The sequence below is a fragment of the Streptomyces sp. NPDC020884 genome (assembly GCF_044333935.1).
GTDB lineage: Bacteria > Actinomycetota > Actinomycetes > Streptomycetales > Streptomycetaceae > Streptomyces.
The window spans coordinates 106,089-131,189 of record NZ_JBIRRY010000003.1; the positions used below are offsets into that span (position 1 = coordinate 106,089).

The 25,101-nt window shown below is 73.0% G+C and carries 21 protein-coding genes; 6 read left to right on the forward strand and 15 right to left on the reverse strand.

What is annotated here, in order from left to right:
* Positions 1-94 precede the first annotated feature (94 nt).
* Together ACH4UK_RS11360 and ACH4UK_RS11365 are read left to right on the forward strand one after the other, a co-directional pair.
* The gene (locus ACH4UK_RS11360; RefSeq protein ID WP_398355809.1) at positions 95-1,078 is read left to right on the forward strand and encodes a glycosyltransferase family 2 protein; all 984 of its coding nucleotides are present in this window, start codon (positions 95-97) and stop codon (positions 1,076-1,078) included.
* Complete coding sequence (locus ACH4UK_RS11365; RefSeq protein ID WP_398355810.1) at positions 1,075-2,424, forward strand: polysialyltransferase family glycosyltransferase; 1,350 nt, start codon at positions 1,075-1,077, stop codon at positions 2,422-2,424. The genes ACH4UK_RS11360 and ACH4UK_RS11365 overlap by 4 nt, the downstream gene beginning before the upstream one ends.
* A 24-nt stretch (positions 2,425-2,448) precedes the next feature.
* On the opposite strand, the gene ACH4UK_RS11370 is transcribed toward ACH4UK_RS11365, so the two are convergent.
* From ACH4UK_RS11370 to ACH4UK_RS11390, 5 genes are all read right to left on the reverse strand, one after another.
* The gene (locus ACH4UK_RS11370) at positions 2,449-3,528 is read right to left on the reverse strand and encodes an acyltransferase (protein ID WP_398355811.1); all 1,080 of its coding nucleotides are present in this window, start codon (positions 3,526-3,528) and stop codon (positions 2,449-2,451) included.
* A gap of 79 nt (positions 3,529-3,607) precedes the next feature.
* The gene (locus ACH4UK_RS11375; RefSeq protein ID WP_398355812.1) at positions 3,608-5,980 is read right to left on the reverse strand and encodes a polysaccharide pyruvyl transferase family protein; all 2,373 of its coding nucleotides are present in this window, start codon (positions 5,978-5,980) and stop codon (positions 3,608-3,610) included.
* Positions 5,977-7,335, reverse strand: a complete 1,359-nt coding sequence (locus tag ACH4UK_RS11380; RefSeq protein ID WP_398355813.1) for a hypothetical protein — start codon at positions 7,333-7,335, stop codon at positions 5,977-5,979. Before ACH4UK_RS11380 ends, ACH4UK_RS11375 begins: the two co-directional genes overlap by 4 nt.
* 57 nt (positions 7,336-7,392) lie before the next feature.
* Entirely contained in the window at positions 7,393-8,739 is a 1,347-nt protein-coding gene (locus ACH4UK_RS11385) for a polysialyltransferase family glycosyltransferase (protein ID WP_398355814.1), read from the reverse strand.
* Between the two features lie 3 nt (positions 8,740-8,742).
* Positions 8,743-9,708, reverse strand: coding sequence for a glycosyltransferase family 2 protein (locus ACH4UK_RS11390; RefSeq protein WP_398355815.1), 966 nt, complete (start codon positions 9,706-9,708; stop codon positions 8,743-8,745).
* 177 nt (positions 9,709-9,885) lie between these two features.
* Here ACH4UK_RS11390 and ACH4UK_RS11395 point away from each other — a divergent pair, with 177 nt between their 5' ends.
* The gene (locus ACH4UK_RS11395; protein ID WP_398355816.1) at positions 9,886-10,347 is read left to right on the forward strand and encodes a MarR family winged helix-turn-helix transcriptional regulator; all 462 of its coding nucleotides are present in this window, start codon (positions 9,886-9,888) and stop codon (positions 10,345-10,347) included.
* 17 nt (positions 10,348-10,364) lie between these two features.
* Here the strand turns inward: ACH4UK_RS11395 and leuE are convergent, their stop codons facing one another.
* Positions 10,365-11,030 (reverse strand): leucine efflux protein LeuE, encoded by a 666-nt coding sequence (leuE, locus tag ACH4UK_RS11400; RefSeq protein WP_398355817.1) that lies wholly within the window; start codon positions 11,028-11,030, stop codon positions 10,365-10,367.
* Between the two features lie 240 nt (positions 11,031-11,270).
* Between leuE and ACH4UK_RS11405 the strand changes: the two genes are divergently transcribed.
* Complete coding sequence (locus ACH4UK_RS11405) at positions 11,271-12,431, forward strand: L,D-transpeptidase family protein (RefSeq protein WP_398355818.1); 1,161 nt, start codon at positions 11,271-11,273, stop codon at positions 12,429-12,431.
* Between the two features lie 226 nt (positions 12,432-12,657).
* Here the strand turns inward: ACH4UK_RS11405 and ACH4UK_RS11410 are convergent, their stop codons facing one another.
* The 6 genes from ACH4UK_RS11410 to kdpF all read right to left on the reverse strand — a co-directional run bounded on the left by ACH4UK_RS11410 (position 12,658) and on the right by kdpF (position 19,487).
* Positions 12,658-13,779: a hypothetical protein gene (locus ACH4UK_RS11410; RefSeq protein ID WP_398355819.1), complete on the reverse strand. Its 1,122-nt coding sequence runs from the start codon at positions 13,777-13,779 to the stop codon at positions 12,658-12,660.
* A complete protein-coding gene (locus tag ACH4UK_RS11415; protein ID WP_398355820.1) occupies positions 13,779-14,543 on the reverse strand; it encodes an RNA polymerase sigma factor in 765 nt (254 codons plus the stop codon). The genes ACH4UK_RS11410 and ACH4UK_RS11415 overlap by 1 nt, the downstream gene beginning before the upstream one ends.
* A gap of 398 nt (positions 14,544-14,941) precedes the next feature.
* The gene (locus ACH4UK_RS11420) at positions 14,942-15,613 is read right to left on the reverse strand and encodes a potassium-transporting ATPase subunit C (protein WP_398355821.1); all 672 of its coding nucleotides are present in this window, start codon (positions 15,611-15,613) and stop codon (positions 14,942-14,944) included.
* 6 nt (positions 15,614-15,619) lie between these two features.
* Positions 15,620-17,728 (reverse strand): potassium-transporting ATPase subunit KdpB, encoded by a 2,109-nt coding sequence (gene kdpB / locus ACH4UK_RS11425; protein WP_398355822.1) that lies wholly within the window; start codon positions 17,726-17,728, stop codon positions 15,620-15,622.
* Complete coding sequence (gene kdpA, locus ACH4UK_RS11430; RefSeq protein ID WP_398355823.1) at positions 17,725-19,389, reverse strand: potassium-transporting ATPase subunit KdpA; 1,665 nt, start codon at positions 19,387-19,389, stop codon at positions 17,725-17,727. Before kdpA ends, kdpB begins: the two co-directional genes overlap by 4 nt.
* Before the next feature lie 8 nt (positions 19,390-19,397).
* Entirely contained in the window at positions 19,398-19,487 is a 90-nt protein-coding gene (kdpF, locus tag ACH4UK_RS11435; protein ID WP_018955984.1) for a K(+)-transporting ATPase subunit F, read from the reverse strand.
* A 467-nt stretch (positions 19,488-19,954) separates the two neighbouring features.
* Between kdpF and ACH4UK_RS11440 the strand changes: the two genes are divergently transcribed.
* Entirely contained in the window at positions 19,955-20,347 is a 393-nt protein-coding gene (locus tag ACH4UK_RS11440) for a hypothetical protein (protein ID WP_398355824.1), read from the forward strand.
* Between the two features lie 96 nt (positions 20,348-20,443).
* Here ACH4UK_RS11440 and ACH4UK_RS11445 read toward each other — a convergent pair whose 3' ends face one another.
* The 3 genes from ACH4UK_RS11445 to ACH4UK_RS11455 all read right to left on the reverse strand — a co-directional run bounded on the left by ACH4UK_RS11445 (position 20,444) and on the right by ACH4UK_RS11455 (position 23,879).
* Positions 20,444-21,022, reverse strand: coding sequence for a hypothetical protein (locus tag ACH4UK_RS11445; protein ID WP_398355825.1), 579 nt, complete (start codon positions 21,020-21,022; stop codon positions 20,444-20,446).
* A 168-nt stretch (positions 21,023-21,190) separates the two neighbouring features.
* Positions 21,191-22,012, reverse strand: a complete 822-nt coding sequence (locus ACH4UK_RS11450; RefSeq protein WP_398355826.1) for a DUF4328 domain-containing protein — start codon at positions 22,010-22,012, stop codon at positions 21,191-21,193.
* A 256-nt stretch (positions 22,013-22,268) separates the two neighbouring features.
* Complete coding sequence (locus tag ACH4UK_RS11455; protein ID WP_398355827.1) at positions 22,269-23,879, reverse strand: glycoside hydrolase family 20 protein; 1,611 nt, start codon at positions 23,877-23,879, stop codon at positions 22,269-22,271.
* Between the two features lie 440 nt (positions 23,880-24,319).
* Between ACH4UK_RS11455 and ACH4UK_RS11460 the strand changes: the two genes are divergently transcribed.
* The gene (locus ACH4UK_RS11460; RefSeq protein WP_398356317.1) at positions 24,320-24,910 is read left to right on the forward strand and encodes a 2-oxo-4-hydroxy-4-carboxy-5-ureidoimidazoline decarboxylase; all 591 of its coding nucleotides are present in this window, start codon (positions 24,320-24,322) and stop codon (positions 24,908-24,910) included.
* The last annotated feature ends 191 nt before the right edge of the window (positions 24,911-25,101 follow it).

Sequence of the window (25,101 nt, forward strand, 5' to 3'; positions counted from 1 at the left end):
GGGAAAGGTGATTCACCTGGGCGTCGGGCTTTGTTCACCTGCTGGGCGCATTGAGGATAAGGAAAGGGCCAGGGCCGCACCTAACGTAATGTGCGTGGTTAAGCTCTCCGTCATCGTGCCGTTCTTCAACGTGCAGACCTACGCGCCCGACACCCTCAGAAGTCTGCGGGCCAACGCCCGCGAGGACTTCGAGTTCCTCCTCGTCGACGACTGTTCGACCGACGGGACCCGGGAACTGCTGGACCGGGCCGCCGGGGGGATCCCCGGGGCCGTGCTGCTGCGGCACGAGGTGAACGGCGGTCTGGCGACCGCGCGCAACACCGGCCTGGACGCCGCCCGCGGCGAGTACCTCGCCTTCCTGGACGGCGACGACTGGGCGGCCCCCGGGCACTACGAGCGGCTGGTGGCCAGGACCGAGGCGCTGGGCTGCGACTTCGTGCGCACCGACCATGTCCAGGCACACGGCAGTTCGCGGACCGTACGCCGGGTTCCGCACGGGCCGCACGGCGTCGTGAGCGATCCCCGGGCCGCGATTCTGCCCGCCCACCGCACCACGTCGGTGGACTACGCGTTCGCCTGGGCGGGCCTCTACCACCGGAGGCTGCTGGACCGGGGGCTGCTGCACTTCACCGACGGGCTGCGCACGGCCGAGGACCGGCCGTGGATCTGGCGGCTGCACCGGGAGGCGCAATCCTTCGCCGTCCTCGGTCTGCTCAGCCATTTCTACCGGCGGGGGGTGGCCACGTCCCTGACCCAGATCGGGGACGTACGCCAGCTCGATTTCCTGCGCGCATTCGACCAGGTGATCGCCGAAACGGCGGCCGACCGCGAGGCGGACGTGTTCCTGCCGAAAGCCGTACGGACCTACTGCGCGGTCATCGCCCACCATCTGGGCGCCCTCGAGAAATTCGAACCGGCCGTGGCCCGTGAACTGAGATCGCGGAGCGCCGCCGCCCTGGGACGCCTGCCGCAGCCGCTGCTGAACGAGGCCCTCGACTCCATGGACGTGACACGGGCGACCCGGCTGCGCAGGCTGCGCCGCCGTCCGGCCGCCGCGAAGGGGGCCTCGGCCGTATGACCACCCGGATCTTCCACGCCTCCTCGCCCGCCGCGACGGTGCTGCTGGCCGCGGCGATCGACGCGGGGTGCTTCACCGAGCCCGACCGCCGGATCCTGCTGCTGTCCCGAACCGGACCGGCCCCGGAGGCCGCTGCCGATGTCTCGGAGGCCGCCGGCTTCGAGCGGCTGCGCGCCCGGTTCGACGAGGTCCTCCCGTGGAACGACACGATCTTCCCCCACCACCCGGAGAGCTGGCATCCCCGGGCCGACGACGCCCCGCTGTGGGAGCGCCACTTCCGGCGCGCCTGGGGTCTCGGCGACGAGGCGCTGGAGCTCGTCGTGGACTCCCCGCACACCGGTCCCGCCCGCGCCCTCGCCCAGGTCTTCGCCGGCGTGCCGCTCGATGTGTACGCCGAGGGGCCCGGCGGCTACGGCCCGACCGGGGAGAAGATCCCCCCGCAGACCGGGACCCGGGTGCGGCGGCTGCTCCATCCGGACCTGGTCCCCGGGGTGCGCCCCCTGCTGCTGGGCGAGTACGGGGTGGAACCGCAGACCGTGCCGGCCGAGGCGATCACCAGGGTCATCGGTGAACTGGCGTACGCGTGCGTCGAGTCGGCGGCCCTCGAGCCGCCGGCCGGGGAGCCCTGCGCGCTGCTGCTCGGGCAGGATCTCGCCGGGGCCGGGCTGCTCCCGGCGGCCGAGGAGGCGGAGCTGCGGCGGGAGATGGTGCGCGGGGCCGCGGCCCTCGGCCATACCCGGCTGGTGTTCGCGCCGGATCCGTACGCGCCGTGGGAGAGCCCGGCGGCGCTGCTCGCCGAGGCGGCCCGGCTGGGTGTCGAGCTGACCGTGCTGGACACCCCGCGGCCCGTCATGGCCGATGTGCTGCTGCACCGGCTGCGGCCCGCGCTGGTCGTCGGCTGCACCTCGACCGCCCTGTTCGGCGCGGTCCGCTTCCACGGCCTGCCGGTGGCGACCGTGGGCACGGGGCTGCTCCTGGAGCGCCTGACCCCGTACGAGAACCCCGAGCGGATACCGGCGACGATCGCCGACGCCCTGCTGCCCGAGTCGGCCGACGGCGACCCGGTGACCCGGAGGGAGCCGGGCGGCGAGGGGGAGTTGGACGGTCTGCTGGCGGCCGTCGCCTTCGCGATGCGGCCCAGGGTCCGCCCCGATCTGCGCCCGGCCGCCGAGCGCTATCTGTCCACGCACCTGGACAGCCGCACCTGGCGCTACTTCAAGCGCCGCCGGCTGGCCTCGCTCGCGCTTCCCGGGGTGATCCCGGCCCGGCTGGCGTTCCTGCGCGGTAACCCGGCGCTGCGCCGGGTGGCCCGGCGGGCCAAGGCGCTGCGGGGCGGCAGGAGCTGAGGCGGCGGGGGCGGGCCCTCGCGCTCAGCCCAGCACCTTGCTCGCCCCCGCGCGGCCCCACAGCAGGGCCGCGCCGAACGACAGGGCGGTCGTGGCCGCCGTGACCCCGATCACGAGGGCCGCGGCGGCCGGGCCGCTCAGGTCCGCCCGGACGAAGGCGTCGTCCAGGACGCCGAGGACGAGTACGTGCACGAGGTAGGCCCCGAACGAGGCGTCGGCCAGCCGGGTCAGGGTGGGGCGCATCCGTTCCGGGACGCGCAGGCCGTGCAGGGAGATCAGGACACCGCAGGCGAACAGGGCCACCAGGACGTGTGCGTACGGGATCGCGTAGTGCACCTCGTGCTGGTACGCGATCACCCCGGCCAGTCCGGCCGCCGCGAGCAGCAGCCAGGGCAACCGCCGCCGGCCGAAGGCACCCGCCGGGGCGGCGAGCAGCAGCGCGCCGAGCACCGCGTAGATCAGCTGGTACGGCCCGAAGGCCCAGCCGAAGCGCGGCAGTTCGCGCCCGGTGGCCTCGGCCAGGTCGCCGAAGAGCGACGGGGCGGCCGCCAGGACCAGCAGGGCGGCGCCCAGACCCCACGGCCGCCTGCCCGACCTGACCAGCACGACCAGGCCCAGGACCATGATCACGGGGAGGTAGGCGTAGAGGTACCAGAGGTGGTAGGCGGGGCGGACCGAGGCGAACACGGAGTCCAGCGCCAGCTCGCCCACCGGGGCGTCGTTGGTTCCGCGCAGCCTGCCCCAGGCCAGGTAGAGCGCCGTCCAGACGGCGAGCGGCACCACGATCCGCGTGATGCGCTGCCGCAGCCGCGCGCCGTCCTTCGGCGGGGCCCCGACCAGGACCACCCAGCCGGCGATGGCGAAGAAGAGCGGCACGGCGAAGCGCCCGGCGGAGTCGGCGGCCAGCCCGGCCCAGTAGGTGCCGGGCCCCTGCGACGCCGTACGGCCCACGGTGTTCACGAACGCCGAGCCGGTGTGGCAGACGATCACGCCGACCGAGCAGAGCAGCCGGATCAGGTCGATGTCGTAGCGGTGCTCGCGGACCGGCCGGGGCGGTTGGGGGACCGTCGGCGCCGGGGCGGCGGCGGGAGGTGTGGTGGACATGGTCCTCAGGGGGTGGGCGGGAGGTTCCGGGACGGTACGGAGCGGGCTGCGGGAAACGGGGGTGCGGCGGCGGCCGGTGTCACGTGCGGCCCTGGAGTCGGGCGGCGTCGCCCTCGGCGGCCCGGGGCGCGGGGAGCGGCAGACCGGGGCCCGCCTCGCCGAACGGGTCGGGGAGGCCGGTGAGTTCACGCAGCCCGACGAGGTTGTCCCGGGTCACCGACCACAGCGTCCGCTGCCGGTCGTGGACGTCGGCCACCGCCGCCGCGTGGTCCTCCAGGACCGCGCGGGCCCGCTCCGCGAGCCGGGCCCCGAGGGCCCGCTCGTGGACGGAGACGCCCCAGTCGGGCCGGTCGATGTCGGCCAGGAAGTAGGCCAGTTTGGGGTGGGAGACCAGGCTGATGACGGGGGTGCCGCAGCCGAAGGGGATCATCCCGGCGTGCCCGCGCATGCCGATCACCAGCCGGGTGCGCCGGTAGAGGTCCCGGATGGCGTCGTTGGACAGCCGGTAGAGCGGTTCCACGGGAAGGGTGAGGCCGTGCTCCCGGCGCAGGTCGTCGACGAAGCGTTCGTCGGCGGGCATGTGCGCGGCGTAGCGGACCTCCGCCGACGCGGACACGGCCCGGATCGCCGCGGCCATCTCGGCGAGGAAGTGCCCGTAGTCGTGGCCGAAGCGGAGCCCGGCCCGGTCGTAGGCGCAGTTGATCAGCACGGTGTCCTCGCGCACCGCCGGTCCGGCGAGGCGCGGGTCGAGGTGGCGGGCGACCGTGGTGGGGCAGGGCTGGTAACGGACCCTGTCGCGCAGGGACTCGGGCAGCAGCTCCCTGACCCGGGCCACGGAGCCGTGGTTGCGCAGGCCGAAGAACGCGGACCGCTCGACCAGGGCCCGCAGCGAGGCCGCGAACCGCTCGCGGCGGTAGCGCTGGCCGTCGAAGACGTTGTAGCCGACGGCGAAGACCGCCAGCGGGGCGGTGATCCGGGCGAGCACGTCGTCGGGGATGTTCCACTGCCAGCCGCTGTTGCCGTTGGGCGCGGTGTCGGGGAGGAAGAGTCCGCCGCCGCCCACGATCACCGCCCGCCGGGCGTTGAGACGTTCGAGGGCGGCGTCGTCGACCAGCAGGTGCGCGTGCTGCTGGTGCCAGCGGTCCGGGCCGGTGTCGGTGGTGAAGCAGCTGCGGACCGCCTCGGGCAGCACCTTGTCGCCCGCGTTCTCCTCGCCGTCGGCGAACAGGGCCACATGGGCGAGCTGTTCACCGGACGAGAGCCCTGCCGAGGGCCGGTCCGGGAGAGCCGGCTCCGACGTACGGGCGTACCAGGCGCGGCAGTTGGCATCGGACGGGTCGGCGTCCAGGCCCCCGAGCGCATAGCCGCGGGCGTCCTCGCGCCGCCCCAGCAGCCAGGCCAGGCGGGCGAGTTGACCGAAGGCCCGGGGAGCGAAGTCCGGCGAGGCGGTCGCCAGCAGCAGGTGCGTCTCGGCCTCCTCGTACCGGGACAGCGCCATCAGGCAGACGCCGAGCGTCTCGTGGCAGCGCGGCAGGTCGGGGCGGCCCGCGACGGCCTCGCCCAGCAGGGCGACGGCCTCGTCGTGCCGGCCGTGCCCCCGGTGGATCTCGGCGATCCGCCGGACCAGGTCGATCGGCGGCCGGGTCCCGGCGGGGAACGGGAGCGCGAGGTGCAGCAGCAGGTCGGGGTGGGTGGGGCCGGGGAGGGCGAGGTAGGCGGCCCGGAACGCCTCGTCGTCCAGGTCGAGGCGTTCCCGGGCGGCGTGGGCGGGGGCGAGTCCGGCACGGCCCCTGGGGGCGTCGGCGAAGTTCAGGACGGCGACGCCCTCGGGGACCGGCAGGTCGTCGTGGAGCCGCCGCACCGGGAAGTCGTAACGGGAGTCCAGGGGTACGAGGAGGCTCTCCGGAATGTCCGTCCCGGCCGCCGGGACCGGGCCGGGGGCCTGCCGCCGGTCCACCGGGCCGAGGTCCTGACGCTGGATGACCAGCAGCCCGTCCGCGGGGGCGCCGCCGCGCCGGTCCGGGGCGCCGTCCGGGCCGGGGGGCAGCACGGCGGCCACGCCCGTACGGAGTTCCAGCAGGGCGTCGAGCCGGCCGAGGACGACCGTGGAGGGGGCGAGGGCGAGCACGGTGTCGTACCCGTCGAGGTGGAACACCTCGTGGCGTCCGGCGGCCGTGCGCGGGATCAGCCGGGGGTGCAGCCGGCGGGCGGCGTCGAAGGCGGCGTCCGGCAGGCCGGGGTGCAGGACGACGACGTCCTCGCAGAGGGCCGGGTTGCTCAGCGCGAGGCTGCGCAGGAGCGCCTGGAGTCCGGGCAGTTCGTCCGCGTCGGCGAGGTGCACGGCGAAGGCGATCCGGCGTTTCCCGGTGACGGCACGGCGGTCGTCGGCGGCGTCGGAGCGGACGGCGGGAGCGGCGGGGGCGGTCGAGGAGGTGGGGCCGGGCGTCGTCATCTCAGGGTGATCCTCACTGCGGCGTCGTCCGTGTTCCCGGTCCGCGTTCCGATCCACTCCCGCTCGCGCGGGGACAGGGCCGCCGGTCCTTCGAACCCGATGAGGTCCACCCGGGCGGGGGTGCCCAGGAAGTCGAGGAGGCGCAGCACGGTGTACGCGGTGCTCGCCGGTCCTTCGCCGTCGGCCGCCTCGCCGAGCAGCGCCGGGTCGTGCAGCGGGCGGCGCAGCGAGGCGTCGCCGATGCGGTCCTGGGCGCCGGGGACGAGCCGGCTGCGCAGGGCGAGCCGCCAGTGCGGGAGGGGGTCGCCGAAGACCAGCCGGATGCCCGCCCGCCGGTCCCACCGGGGGCCCTTCCACGGGGCGTCGCCGCGCAGGGTGCAGGCGTGCAGATCGGTACGGGCCGTGGGGGCGGTGTGGCGCGGGGAGTCGCAGCGCACGACGAGGTCGTAGCCCTCGATCAGGGCGGCGAGCGGGCTGCCCGGCCGCTGCTCCTGCTCGGCGGTGCGCGGGGCGTCGGCTACCAGGCACACCGTCCGGCCCGCGACGAGCCGGCGCAGACCGGGTACGCCGATCGGCTCGGCCCCGCCGAGCAGCGGGTCGGCCATCGGGTCGCGTTCGGAGAGCCGGCGGTGCTCGGTGTAGAGCGCGGCGAGCCGGCGCACGGCCGGGTCCGCGGCCCCGAGTTCGGCGGTACGGCGGCGGACGAGACCGGTGAAGGCGGCGCGGGCCTCGGCGGCGGGCAAGCGGCGCGAGAGGCGGACGGCGGTGGCGTCCCCCGCGGCCGAGGCCTTCCCCTCTCCCGCCTCCTCCCCTTCCCGGAACAGCGCCAGCGCCTCGTCGATGCGGTCGCCGGCGGCGCGGAGGGTGGTGATCCGGCGCTCGACGTCACGGGAGGCGGCGGTGTTCTGCTGGAGCGCGAGGTGGCGTTCGTACGCGGTGATCGCCTCCTCGCCCCGGCCGAGCGCGTCCAGGGCGTTGCCGCGCAGCCGCCAGGCTCCCTTGGAGCGGGTGCGCAGGGCGGTCGCCTCGTCGGCGAGGGCCAGGGCCAGGCGGGCCTCGGGATCGCCCCCGCTGTCCAGGGCCTGTTGTCCGGTCCGCAGCAGCGCGTCGAACGCGTCGGCGCCGGGGGTGGAGCACGCGGTGGTCAGGGCGCCGATCGACGCGATGAGCCGGGTGCGGCGGGCGTCGGTGAGGGGGCCGGAGGCGGCGAGGGCGGCGAGGTGGTCGCCGCAGAGCCGCAGGGCGGCCAGGAGCGCCGGGTCCGGTCCGCCGCCGGGGCGTCCCGGGGCCGGCGGGCCCGGCCTTCCCGCTATCGCCCGTACTGACGTGAGCAGCCCGGTGAGGGTCTGGCCCATGCTCGTTCCGCCGTTCTGTGAGTCGGACGCCGACCGGGGTTGGCCCCCGGCCCCGGGTCAGAGGCCCAGGGTGCTGCGGGTGCGCCGTACGGTGCGGCGCAGCCGGACCGCCGCGCCCCGGGGGCCGCCGCCGGGCAGGGTGAGGCTCTGCAGGCGGCGGCGCTTGAAGTAGTGCTGGGTGGTGCTGTCGAGCCGTTCCCGCAGCCATGCCTCGGCGTCGGGGCGCAGCCCGGGGTGGAGTTTGGCCTGCATGCAGTAGCCGACGGTCCGCACCAGCGGGGCGAGGGTGTCGGGCGCGGTGCGCGGCAGGCGGGGGACGGCGCCGGGGCCCTGCGCGTCCAGGTCGGGCACGAGGTGGTCGGTGATCGTCAGCGGGATGCGGTTGCTGTTCTCGTACGGGGTGATGCGGTCGAGGACCAGCCGGGTGCCGACGCGGGCGACGGGGATGCCGTAGTAGGCGGCGGCGGTGAACATCGCGGTGGAGAAGCAGCCGACGACCAGGGTGGGCGCGCACCGCTCGTACAGCGTCTCGGCGAGCAGCGGGCCGTCCAGGGTGGTGAGCCGTACGCCGGCCTCGGCGGCGGCCTCGTCGAGGGCGCGGGAGTAGCGGGCGGGGGCGGTGGGGTGGGGCTTGAAGAGGATGGAGGTGTGCCCGGCGCGGGCGGCTCCGCGCAGCATCCGGATGTGCAGGTCCTCTTCCTCCTCCGGGGTGAGGATGGAGAGGGCGGCGAGGTACTGGCCGAGCAGCATCGCGGTGGGGGCGGCGGCTTCGGCGGCGGCGAGGCCCCGGTCGCCCTCGGCCGCGGCGGCGATCTCGGACAGGACGGCGCGGAAGGCGTCGTCGGGGACGAGTTCGGGTTCGACGCCGGCCTCCGCGAGGAGGAGCGGCCGCAGCCCGGTGACCAGGTCGAGGTGGAGGACGCGCCGGATGCGGCAGGCGATGGACTGGGGCAGCCGGTTGCGGGTGGGCCCGTAGCTCATCAGGCCGTCGGCGTAGACGTGCACGGCGCTCTCGGAGAAGATCGCGGCGAGTGCGCGGGCCGGGTTGACCTGGATGGACTCCACGGCCAGGTCGACGGGGGCGTCGGGGGCGATGTCCCAGGCGAGGCGGAAGGCCCGCTGCCACAGGACGGTCTCCTCGGAGCGGGGCCCCCAGCCGCTGGGGTGGTGCGGGCTGATCGCCTCGTTCCAGTCCACGACGGCGTCGAAGCGGGCGGCGAGGGAGCCGTAACCGCGCATCTCCTCCAGCCGCAGGGCGGTCTCGGGGACGGCCGCGTTGTTGGAGACCAGCAGGATGCGGTGGCTGTCGAGGGCCCGGCCGAACTGTCCGGCGTCGAGCGCGGCGGCGAGGGTGGCCGCCCCGTACAGGGTGGATACCTGGAAGATCTGGGTGCGCACGGGCATGGGTCAGGCGGCCTTCTGCTTGGTGCGCAGGCGGCTGAGCAGCGTGCCGCGCTTGTCGTCGATCATCGTCAGGGTGCGGTCGAGCACGTCCTGCGGCATCCGGTGCAGCGCGGCGGCCGACTCGGCGCGCAGCCGCCGGGCGGTGGCGGGCTCGTAGTCGTCGGCCTTCTCGTTGTGGAAGGCGATCATCGCGCAGTAGGTGCGGACGGCCTTGGGCAGCAGGGTGTCCGCGTCCCGGTCCGCGCGCAGTTGGTCGAGCAGCGTGTCGTAGGCGGGGAAGAAGTCGAGCTGGCGGGCGTCCTTGATCTGGGTCAGGGAGGTGGTGACCCCGCGCCGGTAGAAGATGCCGTACAGCCCGAGCGCCGCATAGGTGCGGGCCCGCAGATGCAGCTGCCAGATCCACAACCGGTCCTCGGCGGTGCGCAGTTCGGTGGCGAAGCGCTGGGCGCCGTCCGCGAAGAGCCGCCGGTGGTAGATCCCGGCCCAGACGAACGGGTAGTCGACCATGGTCTCGCGCTCGGGAACCCCGATCCCGTCGCGGGGGTCGAGCACGGTGTCGCGGAGCGGCGCGGGGGCGCGCCGCACCACGCGGGTGGTGCCGGTGGACTGGACGTGGTCGGTGCGGGCGAAGTCGCAGTCGAGGTCCTGGGCGGCGCGCACCAGCCGGTCGAGATGGTCGGGGGCGTACCAGTCGTCGCCGTCGAGGAAGGTGAGGTAGTCGCCCTCGGCGGCGTCGATGCCGCTGTTGCGGGCGGCCGCGATGCCGGTGTTCGTACCGTGTCTGATCACCCGGGCGCCCGGCAGCCGCTCGGCCCAGTGGTCGACGATGTCCGGCGTGCCGTCGGTGGACGCGTCATCGACCAGCAGGAACTCGATGTCCGGGTCCGCGTTGCGGGCCAGACTGCCCAGCGTGGTCGGGGCGTAGGCCGCGACATTGTGGAACGGTACGACAACGGACAGTTTCGGCACGCGCGCCCTCGCCTTCGATCATGGTCCCGACAACGTAGTGAGCCGGCGGAAGGATCGGGTGACGCCCGCCACGACAGCGGGTGAACTCTGCGCGTCCGCCGGATGACCGGGCGCGCGCCGGGGAACATCACACGCGGGCTTGACCTCAAGTTCGCTTGAGGTCCTACGTTTTGAGGCATGAACTACTCACACGACGACGCAGGACTCGCCCGCCAGCCGATCGGCTACTGGAGCTGGGCCGCGCACGAGGCGACGGTCACCCACATCCGGTCCGCGCTGGCCGAGCACGGACTCACCCAGCCCCCTTGGTGGGTGCTCAACCAACTGGGCGGGGCGGACGAGGAGGGACGAGGGCGGGCCGAGCTGGTCACCATGCTCAGCGGCTACCTCCACACCGGGGAGGCGGGCATGGAGGAGGCCGTCGAGTCCCTCCTGGAACGCGGCCTGGTCACGGAGGACTCCGGGTCCCGGCTGCGGACGACCCCGGAGGGGCGGGCCCTGCGCGAGAAGGCGATCGTCCGGGTCACGCGGGCGAGCGCGGAGATTCACGAGGGCATCCCCGAGGAGGAGTTCGTCGCCGCGCTGAAGGTGCTCCAGCGGATGATCCACAACGTCGGGGGGAAGGCCTGGCACCACTGAGGGCCGCCCGCGCTTCCCTACACGCTGCTGAGCGAGAGCTTGGCCGCGAACCCGAGGAACAGGACGCCCGCCGCCGATGTGGCCCCCGCCGACAGTCGCTTACGGCGACGGAAGGCGGCGGCCAGGCGGGTGCCGCCGAAGATCAGCACCGAGAGGTAGGCGAAGCTGGCGAGTTGGAGCAGCGTGCCCAGCACCAGGAACGACAGCGCCGGGTAGGCATAGCCCGGGTCGACGAACTGGACGAAGAAGGAGATCAGGAACAGGATCGCCTTCGGGTTGATCAGACTGACCACCAGCGCCCGGCGGTAGGGCCTCTCCATGGAGGCCGCCGCAGCGGGCGTCTGGTCCGTCTCCACCAGCTCGGCGGTACGCCGGTGCCGCTCGCGCCACAGGGACACGGCCGCCCGCAGCATCCCGATGGCCATCCAGGTCAGATAGCCCGCGCCCGCGTACTTGACGATCGCGAAGAGCAGGGGCGTGGTCTGGAGCAGGGACGCGGCCCCCAGCGCGGAGAGCGTCATCAGGACGGTGTCCCCGGTCCAGACGCCCGCGGCGGCCGTATAGCCGGTGCGTACGCCGCGTCGGGCGGCGACGGAGAGCACGTACAGCGAGTTCGGCCCCGGCAGAAGAACGATCAGCGCCAGACCGGCGAGATAAGTCGGAAGATCGGTGACACCCAGCATGGACGGAGTCTCGCACGTCCGTACGGGTCGCCGTCCAGGGGTTTCACCAGGCGATACCGGCCGTCCGGCACGGCATGGGAGAGACGGATCCCCGCGGGACCGGACTCGGCCATGATCCGCCGGACGATGCCTCGGAGGGGTGGACGCGCGGCTTCCGTCCGACAGAGGATTCGGTGACCGGGCCGGACGGGAATCCGTACAGGAGGCACCGGGCCGGCGGGTGAGTCAGGGGGACCGAGGATGGCGGACACGGACAGCGAGCGGGACGGCCGGGGAGTGCCCGGGGCACGGGCGGACGAAGCGATACCGGATCGAGGCGGGGCAGCGGGTCCGGCTCCGGTACGAGCGCCGACTTCTTCGGGGCGGGGCGCGGCTTCGGCTCCGGGGCGGGGCGCGGCTTCGGCTCCGGGGCGGGGCGCGGCTTCGGCTCCGGGGCGGGGCGCAGCGGCCGGGAGACGTCGAGGCGCGGCGGCGGAGAGGCGACGGGACGCGGGGCCCCAGGGGCGTCGGGTCGCCGCCGCTTCCCTCGTCGCGCTGGCGACCCTCGCGACGGGATGCGAGCCCGGGACCGCCGCGGGGGCGCAGGACGCGCCGCCGCCGGTGCGGGCCACGCAGGCCGCCGCGCCGACCGCGAGCCCCTCCCCCACCGCCTCCGCAACCGATGACGCGAAGGCGCGCACCGCACCGCCCCCGAGCCCCTCGGCGTCCACCGCGGCCCCGGCCCCGACGACCGCACGGCCGGCCCCGGAGCGGAGCACCGCGCCGCCGCCGCGCGTCCTGATGCGGACCGGATCCGAGAGCGACCAGGTACGCGAACTCCAGGCCCGGCTCCGCCAGATCGGCCACTTCGGGCGTAACCCCACCGGCTACTACGGCTCCGTCACCGCCGGCGCCGTACGGTCCTTCCAGGCCAAGCGGCAGCTGGCGACCACCGGCAGCACCGACGCGGTCACCTGGCAGCGGCTGCTGGCCATGACCCGGGTGCCGACGGCCGCCGAGCTGGACCCGCCGACCGAGCGGCCGGTGGCGGCGCCGGACGAACGGTGCCTGAAGGGCCGGGTCGTGTGCATCAGCAAGAAGAGCCGCACCCTGGCGTGGATGATCGACGGCCGGGTGGTCTCCGCGATGGACGTGCGCTTCGGCTCGGAGTACACGCCCACCCGCGAGGGCGTGTTCCCGGTGTTCTGGAAGTCCCGGGACCATGTGTCGACGCTCTACGACACCCCGATGCCGTACGCCCTGTTCTTCAGCGGCGGCCAGGCGGTGCACTACTCCGCCGACTTCGCGGCCAACGGCTACGGCGGCGCGTCGCACGGCTGCGTCAACGTGCGGGACAAGAAGAAGGTCGCGGCCCTGTTCGACCAGGTGAGGAACGGCGACAAGGTCGTCGTCTACTGGTGACCCACCAGGGGTGATCCGGCGCGCGGCCGGCACGAGGGAGGAGAGGGCGCGGGCGGGACCGGGGGAACGTGTCCCGCCCGCGCCGATGCGCTGAGCCGAAGGTACGGGGGGAACCCCGGCTCGTCGCGCGGCCGATGACCAGTCGGCTCACTCTGTACTGCGCCCGGCTTCCGAAAAACGTCACACCTGGTCGCCCAGGACGCTCGCCAGGGCGTGAACCAGCAGGTCAGCGCGTGATTTCGGCGGCCGCGCCGGTGCTCTTCGGGAGCAGCGGGGCCGCGGCCTCCACCCCGGCCTCCGGGGCCACGCCGGAGCGCGGTACGGGGTGGAAGGAGACGGGCGGCAACGAGCCGCCGTCCCCGTCGCCCGGCCCGCTCTGGCCGCCGTCGTCGTCGCCCCCGCCGCCGGGACCGCCGGATCCATTGCCCCCGCCGGATCCGCCGCCCCCGCCGAGGAGGCGGTCGCAGAAGCGCTCCAGGTTGTCCTCGCCCTTCGCCAGCTCGATCAGCTGACGTCGGCTCCGCTCGTCCAGAGTGCCGCTGCGGAAGGCCTTGCAGGCCTTGACGGACTTCTCGTACCAGTTCCCGGAGTCCGTGTCGCCGCCGGGGCCGTCGGGGCGGTTGTCCTGGCCGTCACCACCACCGGAAGGCTCTTCCCGGCCGTCGTCGCCGGGCCGGTCCGGGCTGCCCGGACGGTCCGCGCCGGGCTCCCGGCCGGGGTCCCCGGTCCGCGCCCCGCCGGGCTTCTCGGGGTCGGCGGACTCGCGGGACGGGGGCGAGGTGGACGCCTCCGGCTCGTCGGGCGAGGACGGGTCCACCGGGGACGACGGGTCGTCGGCGGGCCCGCCAGACGTCAGCGGCCCGGGGGTCACGGCAGCCGATACGGAGGTGGCGGGCGCGGGCGAGCCCTGGCCGCCGAAGGTGCCGGTGAACACGCCCGTACCGGCGGCGACCGCCACCCCGCCGAGCGCACAGCCCGCGAGCGAGGCGACGAGACCGAAGCGGACCGGCCGGCTCCAGCGCGGACGGCGGGCCGGGGTGTCGGGGGCCGCGCCGAGGTGGACGGCGTGCAGCATGCCGGGCCGGCCGGGAAGGGCGGCGCCGGCGTTCCGGCCGGCGAGCCGGTCCGCTCCGTCGCCGTGGCCGGCCTGCCGGAACGCGGCGAGGACCGCGTCCTCGCCGGGGAGTGCGCCGGTCGAGGAGCGCAGGCCGCCGCGGGCCGTACCCAGCGCTTCGGCGAGCCGGAAGGCGTCGGTACGGGCCTGGTCGCCGACGGGGACGACCGGTTCGCCGCGGAGGAGTCTCTCCGCGGCGTCCTTGTCAAGCCACTCGTAGTGCTCGTCGGCCATCACATGTCCTTCTGCGTCCACGGTCGCGAATGCGTCACACCGGGAGTGACCCCGGCGGGTGCCGCCGGACCGTCCCGGCCGGGCCGCTGGGAGGGCACGGCACCGAGCCCGGCGCCACCGCCCGCGTCCGCACCCGCGTCGTCCCCGGCGCCCTGCGCCGGGTCGGCGGCCGGGCCGCCGTCCGGGGCGAACGCGCCATCGGCCCGGAGCTGCTCGTCGGCACCGAGGAGTTCGGCCAGCCGCTTGAGGCCCCGGTGGGCGGCGGTGCGGACGGCGCCGGGCCGCTTGCCCAGGGTCTGCGCCGCGCTCTTCGCGTCGAGCCCCACGACCACCCGGAGCACGACGGCCTCGGCCTGGTCCTGCGGCAGCTGGGCGATGAGGGACATGGTGCGGTCGGTGTCCAGTGATTCGATGGCGTCGCCGGCGGTGTCGGACTCGGCGGCGCGGGCGGTCAGCTCGGTCTCGTCGCCGCCGATCGCGGGGCGGCGGCTGCGCATCCGCAGGTGGTCCAGCGAGCGGTTGCGCGCGATCCGGGCGGCCCAGCCCCGGAAACGGTCGGCGTCACCGCTGAAGCGGTCGAGGTCGCGCGCTATCTGCAGCCACGCCTCGGACGCCACGTCCTCGGCGTCCGGCTCCCCGACCAGCGTCCGTATGTAGCCCAACAACCGTGGCTGCACCGCGCGGTACACAGCACGGAAGGCGTCCTCGTCCCCGTCCTGTGCCGCGAGCACCGCGGCAGTCAGCTCCGCGTCGTCCCCCAGCACTCCCTCAACCCGCTCTGCCGTCCTCAATCGCAGCTGGTCAACTGCTGCGCAACCCTGCGCGAACCAGCACGCTACGTGCTCGGCGGGGGCCACGTCCATGACTTGTACAACCCGCAACAATTCGTCGGCCGCTCCGGGGTGTGACAGAAAACGCAGTCATGGCGCTGAGATGAGTACGGGGTCGTGCTGCGACCCCGTGGAAGACGGCCGGGGCCTCTCCTGTGGGGGGTGGCGGCCCCGGTCGTCGCTCCTCTTCACCTGCGCCCTGACCAGGGACGCCCCGGACCCCGGCACGGCCGCGCGGCCGGCGGCGTGACCGACGCCACCCGGGAAGACGCGGTTCGCTCCCGTTCGGGGGGCTGTACCCCACCGGAGTCCGGCGGGGTACAGCGGTTCCATCAGCCCTGGGTCAGGTTCCTGAGCGCGGTGTTCAGCTCCAGGACGTTCACCCGGGGCTCGCCCATGAAGCCGAGCAGCCGGCCGGTGGTGTGATCGGTGACGAGGCCCTCGACCTCCTTGACGTCGAGGTGGTTCTTCTCGGCGACCCGGTGGACCTGGAGTTCGGCGTACGCGGGTGAGATGTCCGGGTCCAGGCCGGAGCCGGAGGAGGTGACGGCGTCGGCCGGCACGTCCGCGGGGTTCACCCGGTGGGTGGGGGTGGAGTTGTCCTTGACCACGGCCGCCTTGGCGTCGGTCACCCACTGGATCAGTTCCTCGTTGTCGCCGGAGCGGTTGGTGGCTCCGGAGAGGATCAGCGAGTACTGCGTGTTGACGCTGTTGCCGCCGAGGCCGTTGGAGGGTCGCGGCTGGAACCACTTCAGGTCCGGGGCGGGTGACTTCTGGCCGTCCTCGATCGGGAGGTCGTACCGCTGGCCGATGAGGGCGGAGCCGACGACCCGGCCGCTCCTGTCCTTGGTCTCGGAGCCGTTGGCCTGGTCGTTGAACAGGGCCTGGGCGACGCCGGTGACGGCGAGCGGGTAGATGACCCCGCACACCAGGGTGAGGACGAGCAGGGCTCGCAGTCCGGCCCCGAGCACGCGCGCGGTGCCGCTGAGGGAGTTGTGGGTCATGGCGGATCAGCCGATTCCGGGAAGGAGGGAGAGGAGCAGGTCGATGATCTTGATGCCGACGAACGGGGCGACGATGCCGCCGAGTCCGTAGACGCCCAGGTTGCGGCGCAGCATCCGGTCGGCGCTCGCGGGCCGGTAGCGCACGCCCTTGAGGGCGAGGGGCACCAGCGCGACGATGGTCAGTGCGTTGAAGATGACCGCGGACAGGATCGCGGACTCGGGCGAGGTGAGCCCCATGACGTTGAGCCGGTCCAGCGACGGGTACGCCACGGCGAACATGGCGGGGATGATCGCGAAGTACTTCGCGACGTCGTTGGCGATGGAGAAGGTGGTCAGGGCTCCTCGGGTGATGAGGAGCTGCTTGCCGATCTCGACGATCTCGATGAGTTTGGTGGGGTTGGAGTCGAGGTCCACCATGTTCCCGGCCTCCTTGGCGGCCGAGGTGCCGGTGTTCATCGCGACGCCGACGTCGGCCTGGGCCAGGGCGGGTGCGTCGTTGGTGCCGTCGCCGGTCATCGCGACGAGCTTGCCGCCGGCCTGTTCCCGCTTGATGAGGGCCATCTTGTCCTCGGGCGTCGCCTCGGCCAGGAAGTCGTCGACCCCGGCCTCCTCGGCGATCGCCTTCGCGGTCAGCGGGTTGTCACCCGTGATCATGACCGTACGGATGCCCATCCGGCGGAGCTCCTCGAACCGCTCCCGCATGCCCTCCTTCACCACGTCCTTGAGGTGGACGACCCCGAGGACCCGGGCGCCGTCCGCGTCCTCCACCGCCACCAGCAGCGGTGTGCCACCGGCCCCGGAGATCCGGTCCGTGAGCGCCTCCGCGTCCTCGGGGACACGGCCGTCGCGCTCCTTCACCCAGGCGATGACGGAACCGGTCGCGCCCTTGCGGACCCTCCGGCCGTCCAGGTCGACGCCCGACATCCGGGTCTGCGCGGTGAACTCCACCCACGCGGCGCCCGTCAGCTCCCCCTGGTGCCGCTCCCGCAGCCCGTACTTCTCCTTGGCGAGCACGACGATCGACCGGCCTTCCGGCGTCTCGTCGGCGAGCGAGGAAAGCTGCGCGGCGTCCGCGAGGTCGGCCTCCCTCACGCCTTCGACCGCGAGGAACTCGGCTGCCTGCCGGTTGCCGAGGGTGATCGTTCCGGTCTTGTCCAGGAGCAGGGTGGACACATCGCCCGCGGCCTCGACCGCGCGCCCCGACATGGCCAGGACGTTGCGCTGCACCAGGCGGTCCATGCCCGCGATGCCGATCGCGGAGAGCAACGCCCCGATCGTGGTGGGGATCAGGCACACCAGCAGCGCGGCGAGCACGATCAGCGACGTCTGCTCGTCCGCGCCCGCGTAGATCGCGAAGGGCTTCAGGGTGACCACGGCCAGCAGGAAGACGATCGTGAGGGATGCCAGCAGGATGTTCAGGGCGATCTCGTTGGGCGTCTTCTGTCGGGAGGCGCCCTCCACCAGGTTGATCATCCGGTCGATGAAGGTCTCGCCCGGCTTCGTGGTGATCCTGATGACGACGCGGTCGGACAGCACCTTCGTACCGCCGGTGACGGCCGAGCGGTCGCCGCCGGACTCCCGGATGACCGGGGCGGACTCGCCGGTGATCGCGGACTCGTCGACGGAGGCGACGCCTTCCACGACGTCGCCGTCACCGGGAATGGTGTCGCCGGCCTCGCAGACCACCAGGTCCCCGATGCGCAGGTCCGTCCCCGCGACCCGCTCCTCGTTGGCGCCGATGAGCCGACGGGCGACGGTGCCGGTCTTGGCCTGGCGCAGGGTGTCAGCCTGGGCCTTGCCCCGGCCTTCGGCGACCGCCTCGGCGAGGTTGGCGAAGACGGTGGTCAGCCAGAGCCAGCCGGTGATCGCCCAGCCGAACCATTCGGTCGGGTCGCTGAGCGCCAGCGCGGTGGTGACCACCGAGCCGACCAGCACGACGAACATCACGGGCGACTTGATCATCACGCGCGGGTCGAGCTTGCGCAGCGCGTCCGGGAACGACCTCAGCAGTTGCCGGGGGTCGAACAGCCCGCTGCCGACCCGGTCGGAGACCCCGTGGCCACCGGCCTGCGGTATGTCTCCGTGCGGAGCGCGCGTGGGGGTGACGGTGCTCATGAGGCGAGCCCTTCGGCGAGCGGACCCAGTGCCAGGGCCGGGAAGTAGGTGAGTCCGGTGATGATGAGGATCGTGCCGACGAGCAGCCCCGCGTAGAGGGGCTTGTCGGTGCGCAGCGTGCCCGCGGTCTCGGGCACCGGCCTCTGCTCGGCGAGCGAGCCGGCCAGGGCGAGGACGAACACCATCGGCAGGAACCGGCCGAGCAGCATCGCGATGCCGATGGTCGTGTTGAACCACGGGGTGTCGGCGTTGAGCCCGGCGAAGGCGGAGCCGTTGTTGTTGGCGCCGGAGGTGTAGGCGTACAGGATCTCGGAGAAGCCGTGCGCGCCGGAGTTGGTCATCGAGTCGGCGGGGGTCGGCAGGGCCATGGCCACGGCGGTGAAGCCGAGCACGAGGGCCGGGGTGACGAGGATGTAGCAGGCCGCCAGCTTGATCTGGCGGGTGCCGATCTTCTTGCCGAGGTACTCCGGGGTGCGTCCGACCATCAGCCCGGCGATGAACACCGCGATGATCGCCATGATCAGCATGCCGTAGAGGCCGGAGCCGACCCCGCCGGGAGCGATCTCGCCGAGCTGCATGCCGAGCAGGGTGATGCCGCCGCCGAAGCCGGTGTACGAGGAGTGGAAGGAGTTCACCGCGCCGGTCGAGGTCAGCGTCGTGGCGACCGCGAAGATCGACGAGCCGGCGATCCCGAAGCGGGTCTCCTTGCCCTCCATGGCCCCGCCGGCGATCTCGAAGGCCGGTCCGCGGTGGGCGAACTCGGTCCACATCATCAGCGCCGTGAAGCCGATCCAGATGACGGCCATCGTGCCGAGGATCGCGTACCCCTGCCTGAGCGATCCGACCATGCGGCCGAAGGTCCGCGTCAGCGCGAACGGGATCAGCAGGATGAGGAAGATCTCGAAGAGGTTCGACAGGGGGGTGGGGTTCTCGAAGGGGTGGGCGGAGTTGGCGTTGAAGTAGCCGCCGCCGTTGGTGCCCAGCTCCTTGATGGCCTCCTGGGAGGCGACCGCGCCGCCGTTCCACTCCTGCGTACCGCCCAGGAACTGCCCGACCTGGTGGATGCCGGAGAAGTTCTGGATCGCCCCGCAGGCGACCAGGACGATCGCGCCGATCGCCGAGAGGGGGATCAGGATGCGGACGGTGCCGCGTACGAGGTCGGCCCAGAAGTTGCCGAGCTCACCCGTGCGCGACCGGGCGAAGCCCCGTACGAGTGCCACCGCCACGGCCATGCCGACCGCCGCGGACAGGAAGTTCTGCACCGCGAGACCGCCGGTCTGCACGACGTGGCCCATGGCCTGTTCGCCGTAGTACGACTGCCAGTTGGTGTTGGCGACGAAGGACGCGGCGGTGTTGAACGCCTGGTCCGGGTCGATCGAGGAGAAGCCGAGCGAACCGGGCAGCGAGCCCTGCACCCGTTGCATCAGGTACAGGAAGAGAACGCTCACCGCCGAGAAGGCGAGGACGCCGCGCAGATAGGCGGGCCAGCGCATCTCGGCGGCGGGGTTGGCGCCGATGACCTGGTATATCCACTTCTCCGGCCGGTAGTTCTTCTCGGAGGAGTAGACCCTGGCCATGTAATCGCCCAGCGGACGGTACGCGAGGGCGAGGGCGGCGATCAGGGCTGTGAGCTGGAGCAGACCAGCGACCTGAGGACTCATTTCCGTTCTCAGAACCTCTCCGGGTAAAGGAGAGCGAGGATGAGATATCCGAGCAGGGACACGGCCACGACGAGGCCGACGACGTTTTCGACGGTCACAGCTTGGTCACCCCCCGGGCGATGAGAGCCACCAACGCGAATACCGCGATCGTGGTGGCGACGAAGGCCAGATCGGCCATCGCGAGCTCCTGATTGACGTGAGGAAGGGAATCGGCCGTTTGGCCAATCCGAGCAAACCTCGACTTCGCCCCGGTGGTGAGCCACCTTGACGGGGTCCATACGAAGGAAGCGGAACCCTTGACGCCGGTCTGACGCCTCCGACCGGCCGGGGGCGGACTTTCCGGGGGCCGGTCGTACGCCCTCCGGTGCAGGTCGGCGGGTGGAGCGGCTTCCCGACGTGTTCCGGGCGCACTCGGAGGGAATTCACCACCCGCCCGTATCGACACCTCCCCCTCGATTCGGACGCGCATGATCAAATTTCGCTCAAGTTTTTACTTTGCGGCCGACCGGCGAGGTAAATTCCGCGCAGCCGATTCGCTCTCGTTCGGCATCACTCAGGAGGATCCATGTCAGCGCGAAAAGTCATCACCGCATCGGTGACAGCGGCCGCTTCGGTGGCCGCGATCCTCGCCGTCGGCACACCGGCCCAGGCCGCAACGACCAAATTCTGTGGGCCTCCGGCCGCATTCGCCCTGGGGTGCTTCTACTCGACCGGTGACGACTTCACGGTCCAGGATATGCGTGCCGACGGACTGCGCGCCGTTCTCAAGTGGGAAACGGATTACGGCCGCAAGGGAGAGTGCCACGACTCGAACGGCGCCAACAACCCTCCCACCAAGTGCGACTACAACTTCGCCGAGGGGCACACGGTTCTCTTCAAGACGGTGCTCCGCGACGGAGCGAACGGGGCGGACCAGGGTGATTCCAACCCGATGATCGCCTGGATCTCCGGCAGGTAGGCAGCGACGCCACCGCCGCGCCCCGAGCCCACGGCTCGGGGCGCGGCGGTGGCGGTGGCGGGGAGCCTCGATCGCCTCGTCGTGCGGCGCCGCTCGTCAGCCCCGGCCGCGGGCCCGCCGTGACATCACCGCGCGCAGGACCCGGCGGCCCTCGGTGGACAGGTCCAGCGCCTTGCGGAGTCCGGCGCCGCTGCCCGCCGTGCCGACGGTCTCCGCGAGGATCTCCAGGATCCGGACCTGCCGTTCCAACTCCCCCGCGACCAGGGGCCCCACGGCGGCCGGTTCGCCGCCGCGGGCCGACTTGAGCAGGTGGTCCTCGTCCGGCGGCACGTCCCCGTCCGGGGCGTCGAACCGCCCGTGGACCCGGAGCGCGACCAGCGAACAGGCGTCGGCCCACTCCCGCAGCGGTACGACGGCGAAGTCGGAGGGGGCTGCGCCGAGCATGGCCCGCACGAGCGCGGCCGGACCGTCGGGGACGGATGTGTGCTCCATCGCCGTCCGTGCCGCCGCGAGCCGGATGGCCCAATCCTGCCCGTCCTCGCAGCTCGCCCAGAGCGGGCGCAGGGGCTCCGCGCCGGGCCCCGCGAGCAGCGGCAGGCACCGGTCCAGACAGGCCAGCGCCCCGGCGGCCAACGCGCGCTCGTCGGCTCGCTCGATCAGTTCCAGCAGACTCATCGACGTCTCCCTCGGTCTACCGGATACTGCGCCGAATGGCTGAAAATCGTCACTTCGGAGCGATCGTCGCCTCGGAACGGCCGTCATGCGTGAACAGCAGACACCTCGGGGCGACCGTCATCCGTTCGCGGCCGTCAGGGGTGCGCGACCCTCATCCGTGCGCGGCCGTCAGGGGTGCGCGCCCGGGACCGCCGGGGCGGCAGCCAGGCCGTGCGCCGCCCGTTCGACCTGCATCCGGGTCACGGCGCGGACGAAGAGGATCGCCAGCACCGCGGCGACGATGTCCACCGTGTCGGAGGCCGCCACCAGGCCCGCGGCCCGCACGATCTCCTCCGGCTCCCCGGCCCGCTCCCACAGCCGCCCGGTGGCGCGGGAGAAGAGGAGGCTCACGACCCACGCCCCCCACCAGAGGTTGAGCGGGGTCCGGGGCACCGTGCGCCAGCCGCCGTCCGACCGGGTCTGCGCGCTGGCCTCCCAGATGCCGCTCGCGACGCGGTAGGGGAACCAGAAGTTGGCGAACGGGACGAACCAGCCGCCCACCGCCCAGCCGGGGCCCATCCGCTGCACGCCCGCGTCGAAGACCTCGGCGTTCCGGCGGGTCCGGTGGAACCAGATGATGAAGACGACGGCGGTGGCCACCAGCGCCGCGCCCTGGGTGAAGCCCGCGATGCCGTACAGCCGCTCGGCCGTCTCGCCGTCCCCGCTAAGGACGTCGCTGGCTCCGTCCGTCGCCAGGCGGTGCCAGAGGCTGCGCACGCGCAGTCCGGTGCCGATGGCGAACAGGTCGGCGGCGATGACCACGCCGAGCAGCGCCGTCACCGCCCGGGACAGGCCGACGGGCGAACGCGGCCAGCTGCCGACGCCCCAGCCGCCGGGACCTGAGACCTGGCCCGCCATCCCGTCGGGCAACGGGGGCCGGGTGCCCGAGCAGAAGGTGCACAGGCCGTCCTCGGTCACGGCCGTTCTGATACGGCAACGGGTGCAGAGCATGAAGAAGTCCCCCCAGGACGCGGTGTGGGTGCCCGGCCGCGCGTCCCTCCCCAGGAGCGCACGGCCGATGCTGCGCAGGCCGGCGACCGCCGGACTGTCCGCCTCGCATCTTCGCAGGTGGGCGGGGGTAGGGACAGCCCTTTGGGCGGCGCCTCACGGCGGGCCGGGGTCCAGCGGGCGCACGGCCCGGGGTCCGGCGGGCGCACCGCCCGGCGGACCCACGATCCGCAGCCCGCCCGGCCCCCGGCGGTCGCGGTCACCCCGCGCTGCCGGTCCGCTTCGCCAGGTCCTGGAACTGCGTCCAGCTCAGCGCGGGCTTGCGCGGGTCCCACAGCTTCTGCGAGGTCGCCACCAGCGGCATCCTGATGCCGTTCGCCACCTGCTGGGTGGTCTGCGCGTTCGGCAGGTCGCCCCAGACCGCGAACCGGCCGCCCAGGATCTGCGGCGAGTAGCGCTCGGCGACGGGTTCCGTGCCGCGCAGGACCAGCGGGGTCCACTGCTCGTAGATCCGCTCGCCGGTCGGGTAGACGAAGTCGTTGGGCTCGCCGAGCACGTAGTAGAGGAACTCGTCGTTGAGGTTCAGCATCTTGTAGCCCGCGGCGAGGTACTCCTGCGGCGGGCGGGCGCCGATCTCCTTGCCGGTCCAGTACTCGATCTCGATGTTCTCGTCGGCCTTGACCTTCGTGCCGCGGAAGAGCCCGTCGTTCCAGGCCTTGGCGGTCCGGCCCTTCGGGACGACCACGTCGGCGCGGTCGTTCAGCCAGCCGGTGGCCAGGTCCTCGATGGTGGCGCCGGAGCCGTGCCGCTGCTCGGCGGCCCGCTGGAGCTGGGGGTAGGAGGCGGCGGGGTTCTGGACGGTCAGGGCCTGGTACTCGTCCGCGCCGAGGTGCCAGAACCTCCCCGGGAACAGCTCGGTGTACTCGTCGAGGAGTTCGTCGATGAGCTTGGCCGCGCCCGGCTTGGAGATGTCGATGGAGCCCTTGGACTCGACGCCCGCGGTGTTGCGCAGCTGGAGGTCGGGGTGGGCGGCCAGCACCGCGCCGAGGTGTCCGGGCGAGTCGATCTCGGGGACGATCTCGATGTGCCGGCTGTTGGCGAGGCCGACGATGCGGCGGACCTCGTCCTGGGTGAGGGCCTCGTCGGAGACCACCTCGGGGTGGGACTTCGACTCGATCCGGAAGGCCTGGTCGTCGGAGAAGTGCAGGCCGAGCTGGTTGAGCTTGAGGTCGCCCATCTCGCGTATGCGGTCCTCTATCCACTCCGCGCTGTAGTGCTTGCGCGCGATGTCGAGGTTGAGGCCGCGCTGCGGCCGGTCCGGCCGGTCGTTGACGACGCCCTCGGGCACCGTCCGGTCCGCCAGGAGCGACTGCTTCAGGGTGCGGGTGCCGTAGAAGACGCCCGATTCGTCGGGTCCGGTGATCTTCACCTTCCGGTCGCGCACGGTGAGGGTGTACGACTCGGTGGGACCCGCGTCCTTGGCGCCGAGGGCCAGCTCGACGTCTCCCGACCGCGCCGGCTCGGCGCCCCGGTAGCGGATCTTGAGTTCCTTGGCGAGGAGCTCCGCCTCGTCGGCCAGCACCTGGCTGCCCTTGGCGATGACGACGGTGCTGTCCTTGCCCGGCTGCCAGCCGGGCCCCCGGGCCGCGGTGTGCTCGCGGACCGCGGGGATCGTGCTCGGCGTGCTGGACAGGGGGTAGCTGCGGGAGGGCGACGGGGCGGCGGCCTCGGCGGAGGTGCCGGAGGGCGACGCCGTGTCGCCGGAGGGTCCGCTGCCTGATCCTTCCGGCCAGACGACGACGGTGAGGACGACGGCGGCTGCGGCCGTGACAGCCGCGCCGGTGACGAGGGCACCACGCGTGGGCGACATCGTTAGATTCCTCCGTTGGTGGGCCAATTGCGGGTGAAACGAGTGAAGAGGGTGCAAGGTTGGCATTTTTGCCGGAGCCTCGCCCATCGGAAGCTCCGGCGGATCGGACAGAACCCGGGCCGACGCAGGTCAGGGGCGTCCATCACGCGTTCCGAAACTCTCCCGTTCGGGTGATTTTTCTCCGGTACTCCGGACGGCCGCCGACCGATCTCGCTAGCGTTGCGGCACATTCGTCCCTCCCTTCACCCCCATCCCGCGGAACTCACCCCACTCCGCGGAAGTCACTCGCGCCCCGCGCGCAACCTCGTTGCGCGCGGACCTGTCTTTCAGGAGCAGAGGGCCCCTTTCCGGGTCACAGGGTCACAGATGTCGTTGACGTCATAGATGTCGTTGATTACGAGGAGTCCACGCTGTCCAGGTCCAGCGAGTCCCCCGCCGGCCTGCCGAAGCCATCCGCGCTCCCGGCCGGACCGTCGGTCGTACCCGTACAGCCGCGCCACCCCGCTCCGGCCGACGGCCCGGGAGCGGCGCCCGCCGGCCCGCCGCCGGTCGATCATGCCGTCGTCGGCCTGGCCCATTTCAACAGCCTCCCCTTCGCCGCCGCCGAGGCGGCCTTCCTGGAGTGCTGCGGCAGTCTCCGCTGGGCCCACCGGATGGCCGCCCACCGCCCCTACCCGGATCTCGGCTCCCTACTGGCCGCCTCCGACGAGGCGGGCTACGACCTCGCGCCCCGGGACATCGCGGAGGCCCTGGCCTCCGAGCCGGCCCCCTGCCTGCACCACGACGCGCCCCGCGCCGCCCATCTCGCGCTGCGGGCCGCACACGCGGCGTACGAGAGCAGGTTCGGCCACGCCTTCTTGATCTGCCTGGACGCCTTCCAGCCCTCCCAGCACGTGGACCAGGTGCTGGCCGGGATCCGGATCCGGCTGGCGCACGACCCGGACGAGGAGCGGGCGGTGACCGCCGAGGAGCTGCGCCGACTCGCCCGGAGCCGGATCGTCGAGCTGGTGGCCGCGGACCCCCGGTGGTAACGGGCCTCCGGGGCACGCGAGCCCGGCCCGGTCGACAGACCGCCCTCTAGCCCGTACGTGGCTGATTGATTGCCACTTTGATCACACCAGAGGCCCCGGCGCGAACGAACCGACAATGCGTCGCTACGATGGCCGGGGCCGGTGGACCGTACCTGGCCGGGTCAGACCGACAGTCAAGCCGGCCGACCCCA

Bases quoted from the DNA above. Each gene is read 5' to 3' on its own strand.
- ACH4UK_RS11365 (WP_398355810.1), top strand. From the start codon at position 1,075: ATGACCACCCGGATCTTCCACGCCTCCTCGCCCGCCGCGACGGTGCTG.
- ACH4UK_RS11370 (WP_398355811.1), bottom strand. From the start codon at position 3,528: ATGTCCACCACACCTCCCGCCGCCGCCCCGGCGCCGACGGTCCCCCAA.
- ACH4UK_RS11375 (WP_398355812.1), bottom strand. From the start codon at position 5,980: ATGACGACGCCCGGCCCCACCTCCTCGACCGCCCCCGCCGCTCCCGCC.
- ACH4UK_RS11380 (WP_398355813.1), bottom strand. From the start codon at position 7,335: ATGGGCCAGACCCTCACCGGGCTGCTCACGTCAGTACGGGCGATAGCG.
- ACH4UK_RS11385 (WP_398355814.1), bottom strand. From the start codon at position 8,739: ATGCCCGTGCGCACCCAGATCTTCCAGGTATCCACCCTGTACGGGGCG.
- ACH4UK_RS11395 (WP_398355816.1), top strand. From the start codon at position 9,886: ATGAACTACTCACACGACGACGCAGGACTCGCCCGCCAGCCGATCGGC.
- leuE (WP_398355817.1), bottom strand. From the start codon at position 11,030: ATGCTGGGTGTCACCGATCTTCCGACTTATCTCGCCGGTCTGGCGCTG.
- ACH4UK_RS11405 (WP_398355818.1), top strand. From the start codon at position 11,271: ATGGCGGACACGGACAGCGAGCGGGACGGCCGGGGAGTGCCCGGGGCA.
- ACH4UK_RS11410 (WP_398355819.1), bottom strand. From the start codon at position 13,779: ATGGCCGACGAGCACTACGAGTGGCTTGACAAGGACGCCGCGGAGAGA.
- ACH4UK_RS11420 (WP_398355821.1), bottom strand. From the start codon at position 15,613: ATGACCCACAACTCCCTCAGCGGCACCGCGCGCGTGCTCGGGGCCGGA.
- kdpB (WP_398355822.1), bottom strand. From the start codon at position 17,728: ATGAGCACCGTCACCCCCACGCGCGCTCCGCACGGAGACATACCGCAG.
- kdpA (WP_398355823.1), bottom strand. From the start codon at position 19,389: ATGAGTCCTCAGGTCGCTGGTCTGCTCCAGCTCACAGCCCTGATCGCC.
- ACH4UK_RS11440 (WP_398355824.1), top strand. From the start codon at position 19,955: ATGTCAGCGCGAAAAGTCATCACCGCATCGGTGACAGCGGCCGCTTCG.
- ACH4UK_RS11445 (WP_398355825.1), bottom strand. From the start codon at position 21,022: ATGAGTCTGCTGGAACTGATCGAGCGAGCCGACGAGCGCGCGTTGGCC.
- ACH4UK_RS11450 (WP_398355826.1), bottom strand. From the start codon at position 22,012: ATGCTCTGCACCCGTTGCCGTATCAGAACGGCCGTGACCGAGGACGGC.
- ACH4UK_RS11455 (WP_398355827.1), bottom strand. From the start codon at position 23,879: ATGTCGCCCACGCGTGGTGCCCTCGTCACCGGCGCGGCTGTCACGGCC.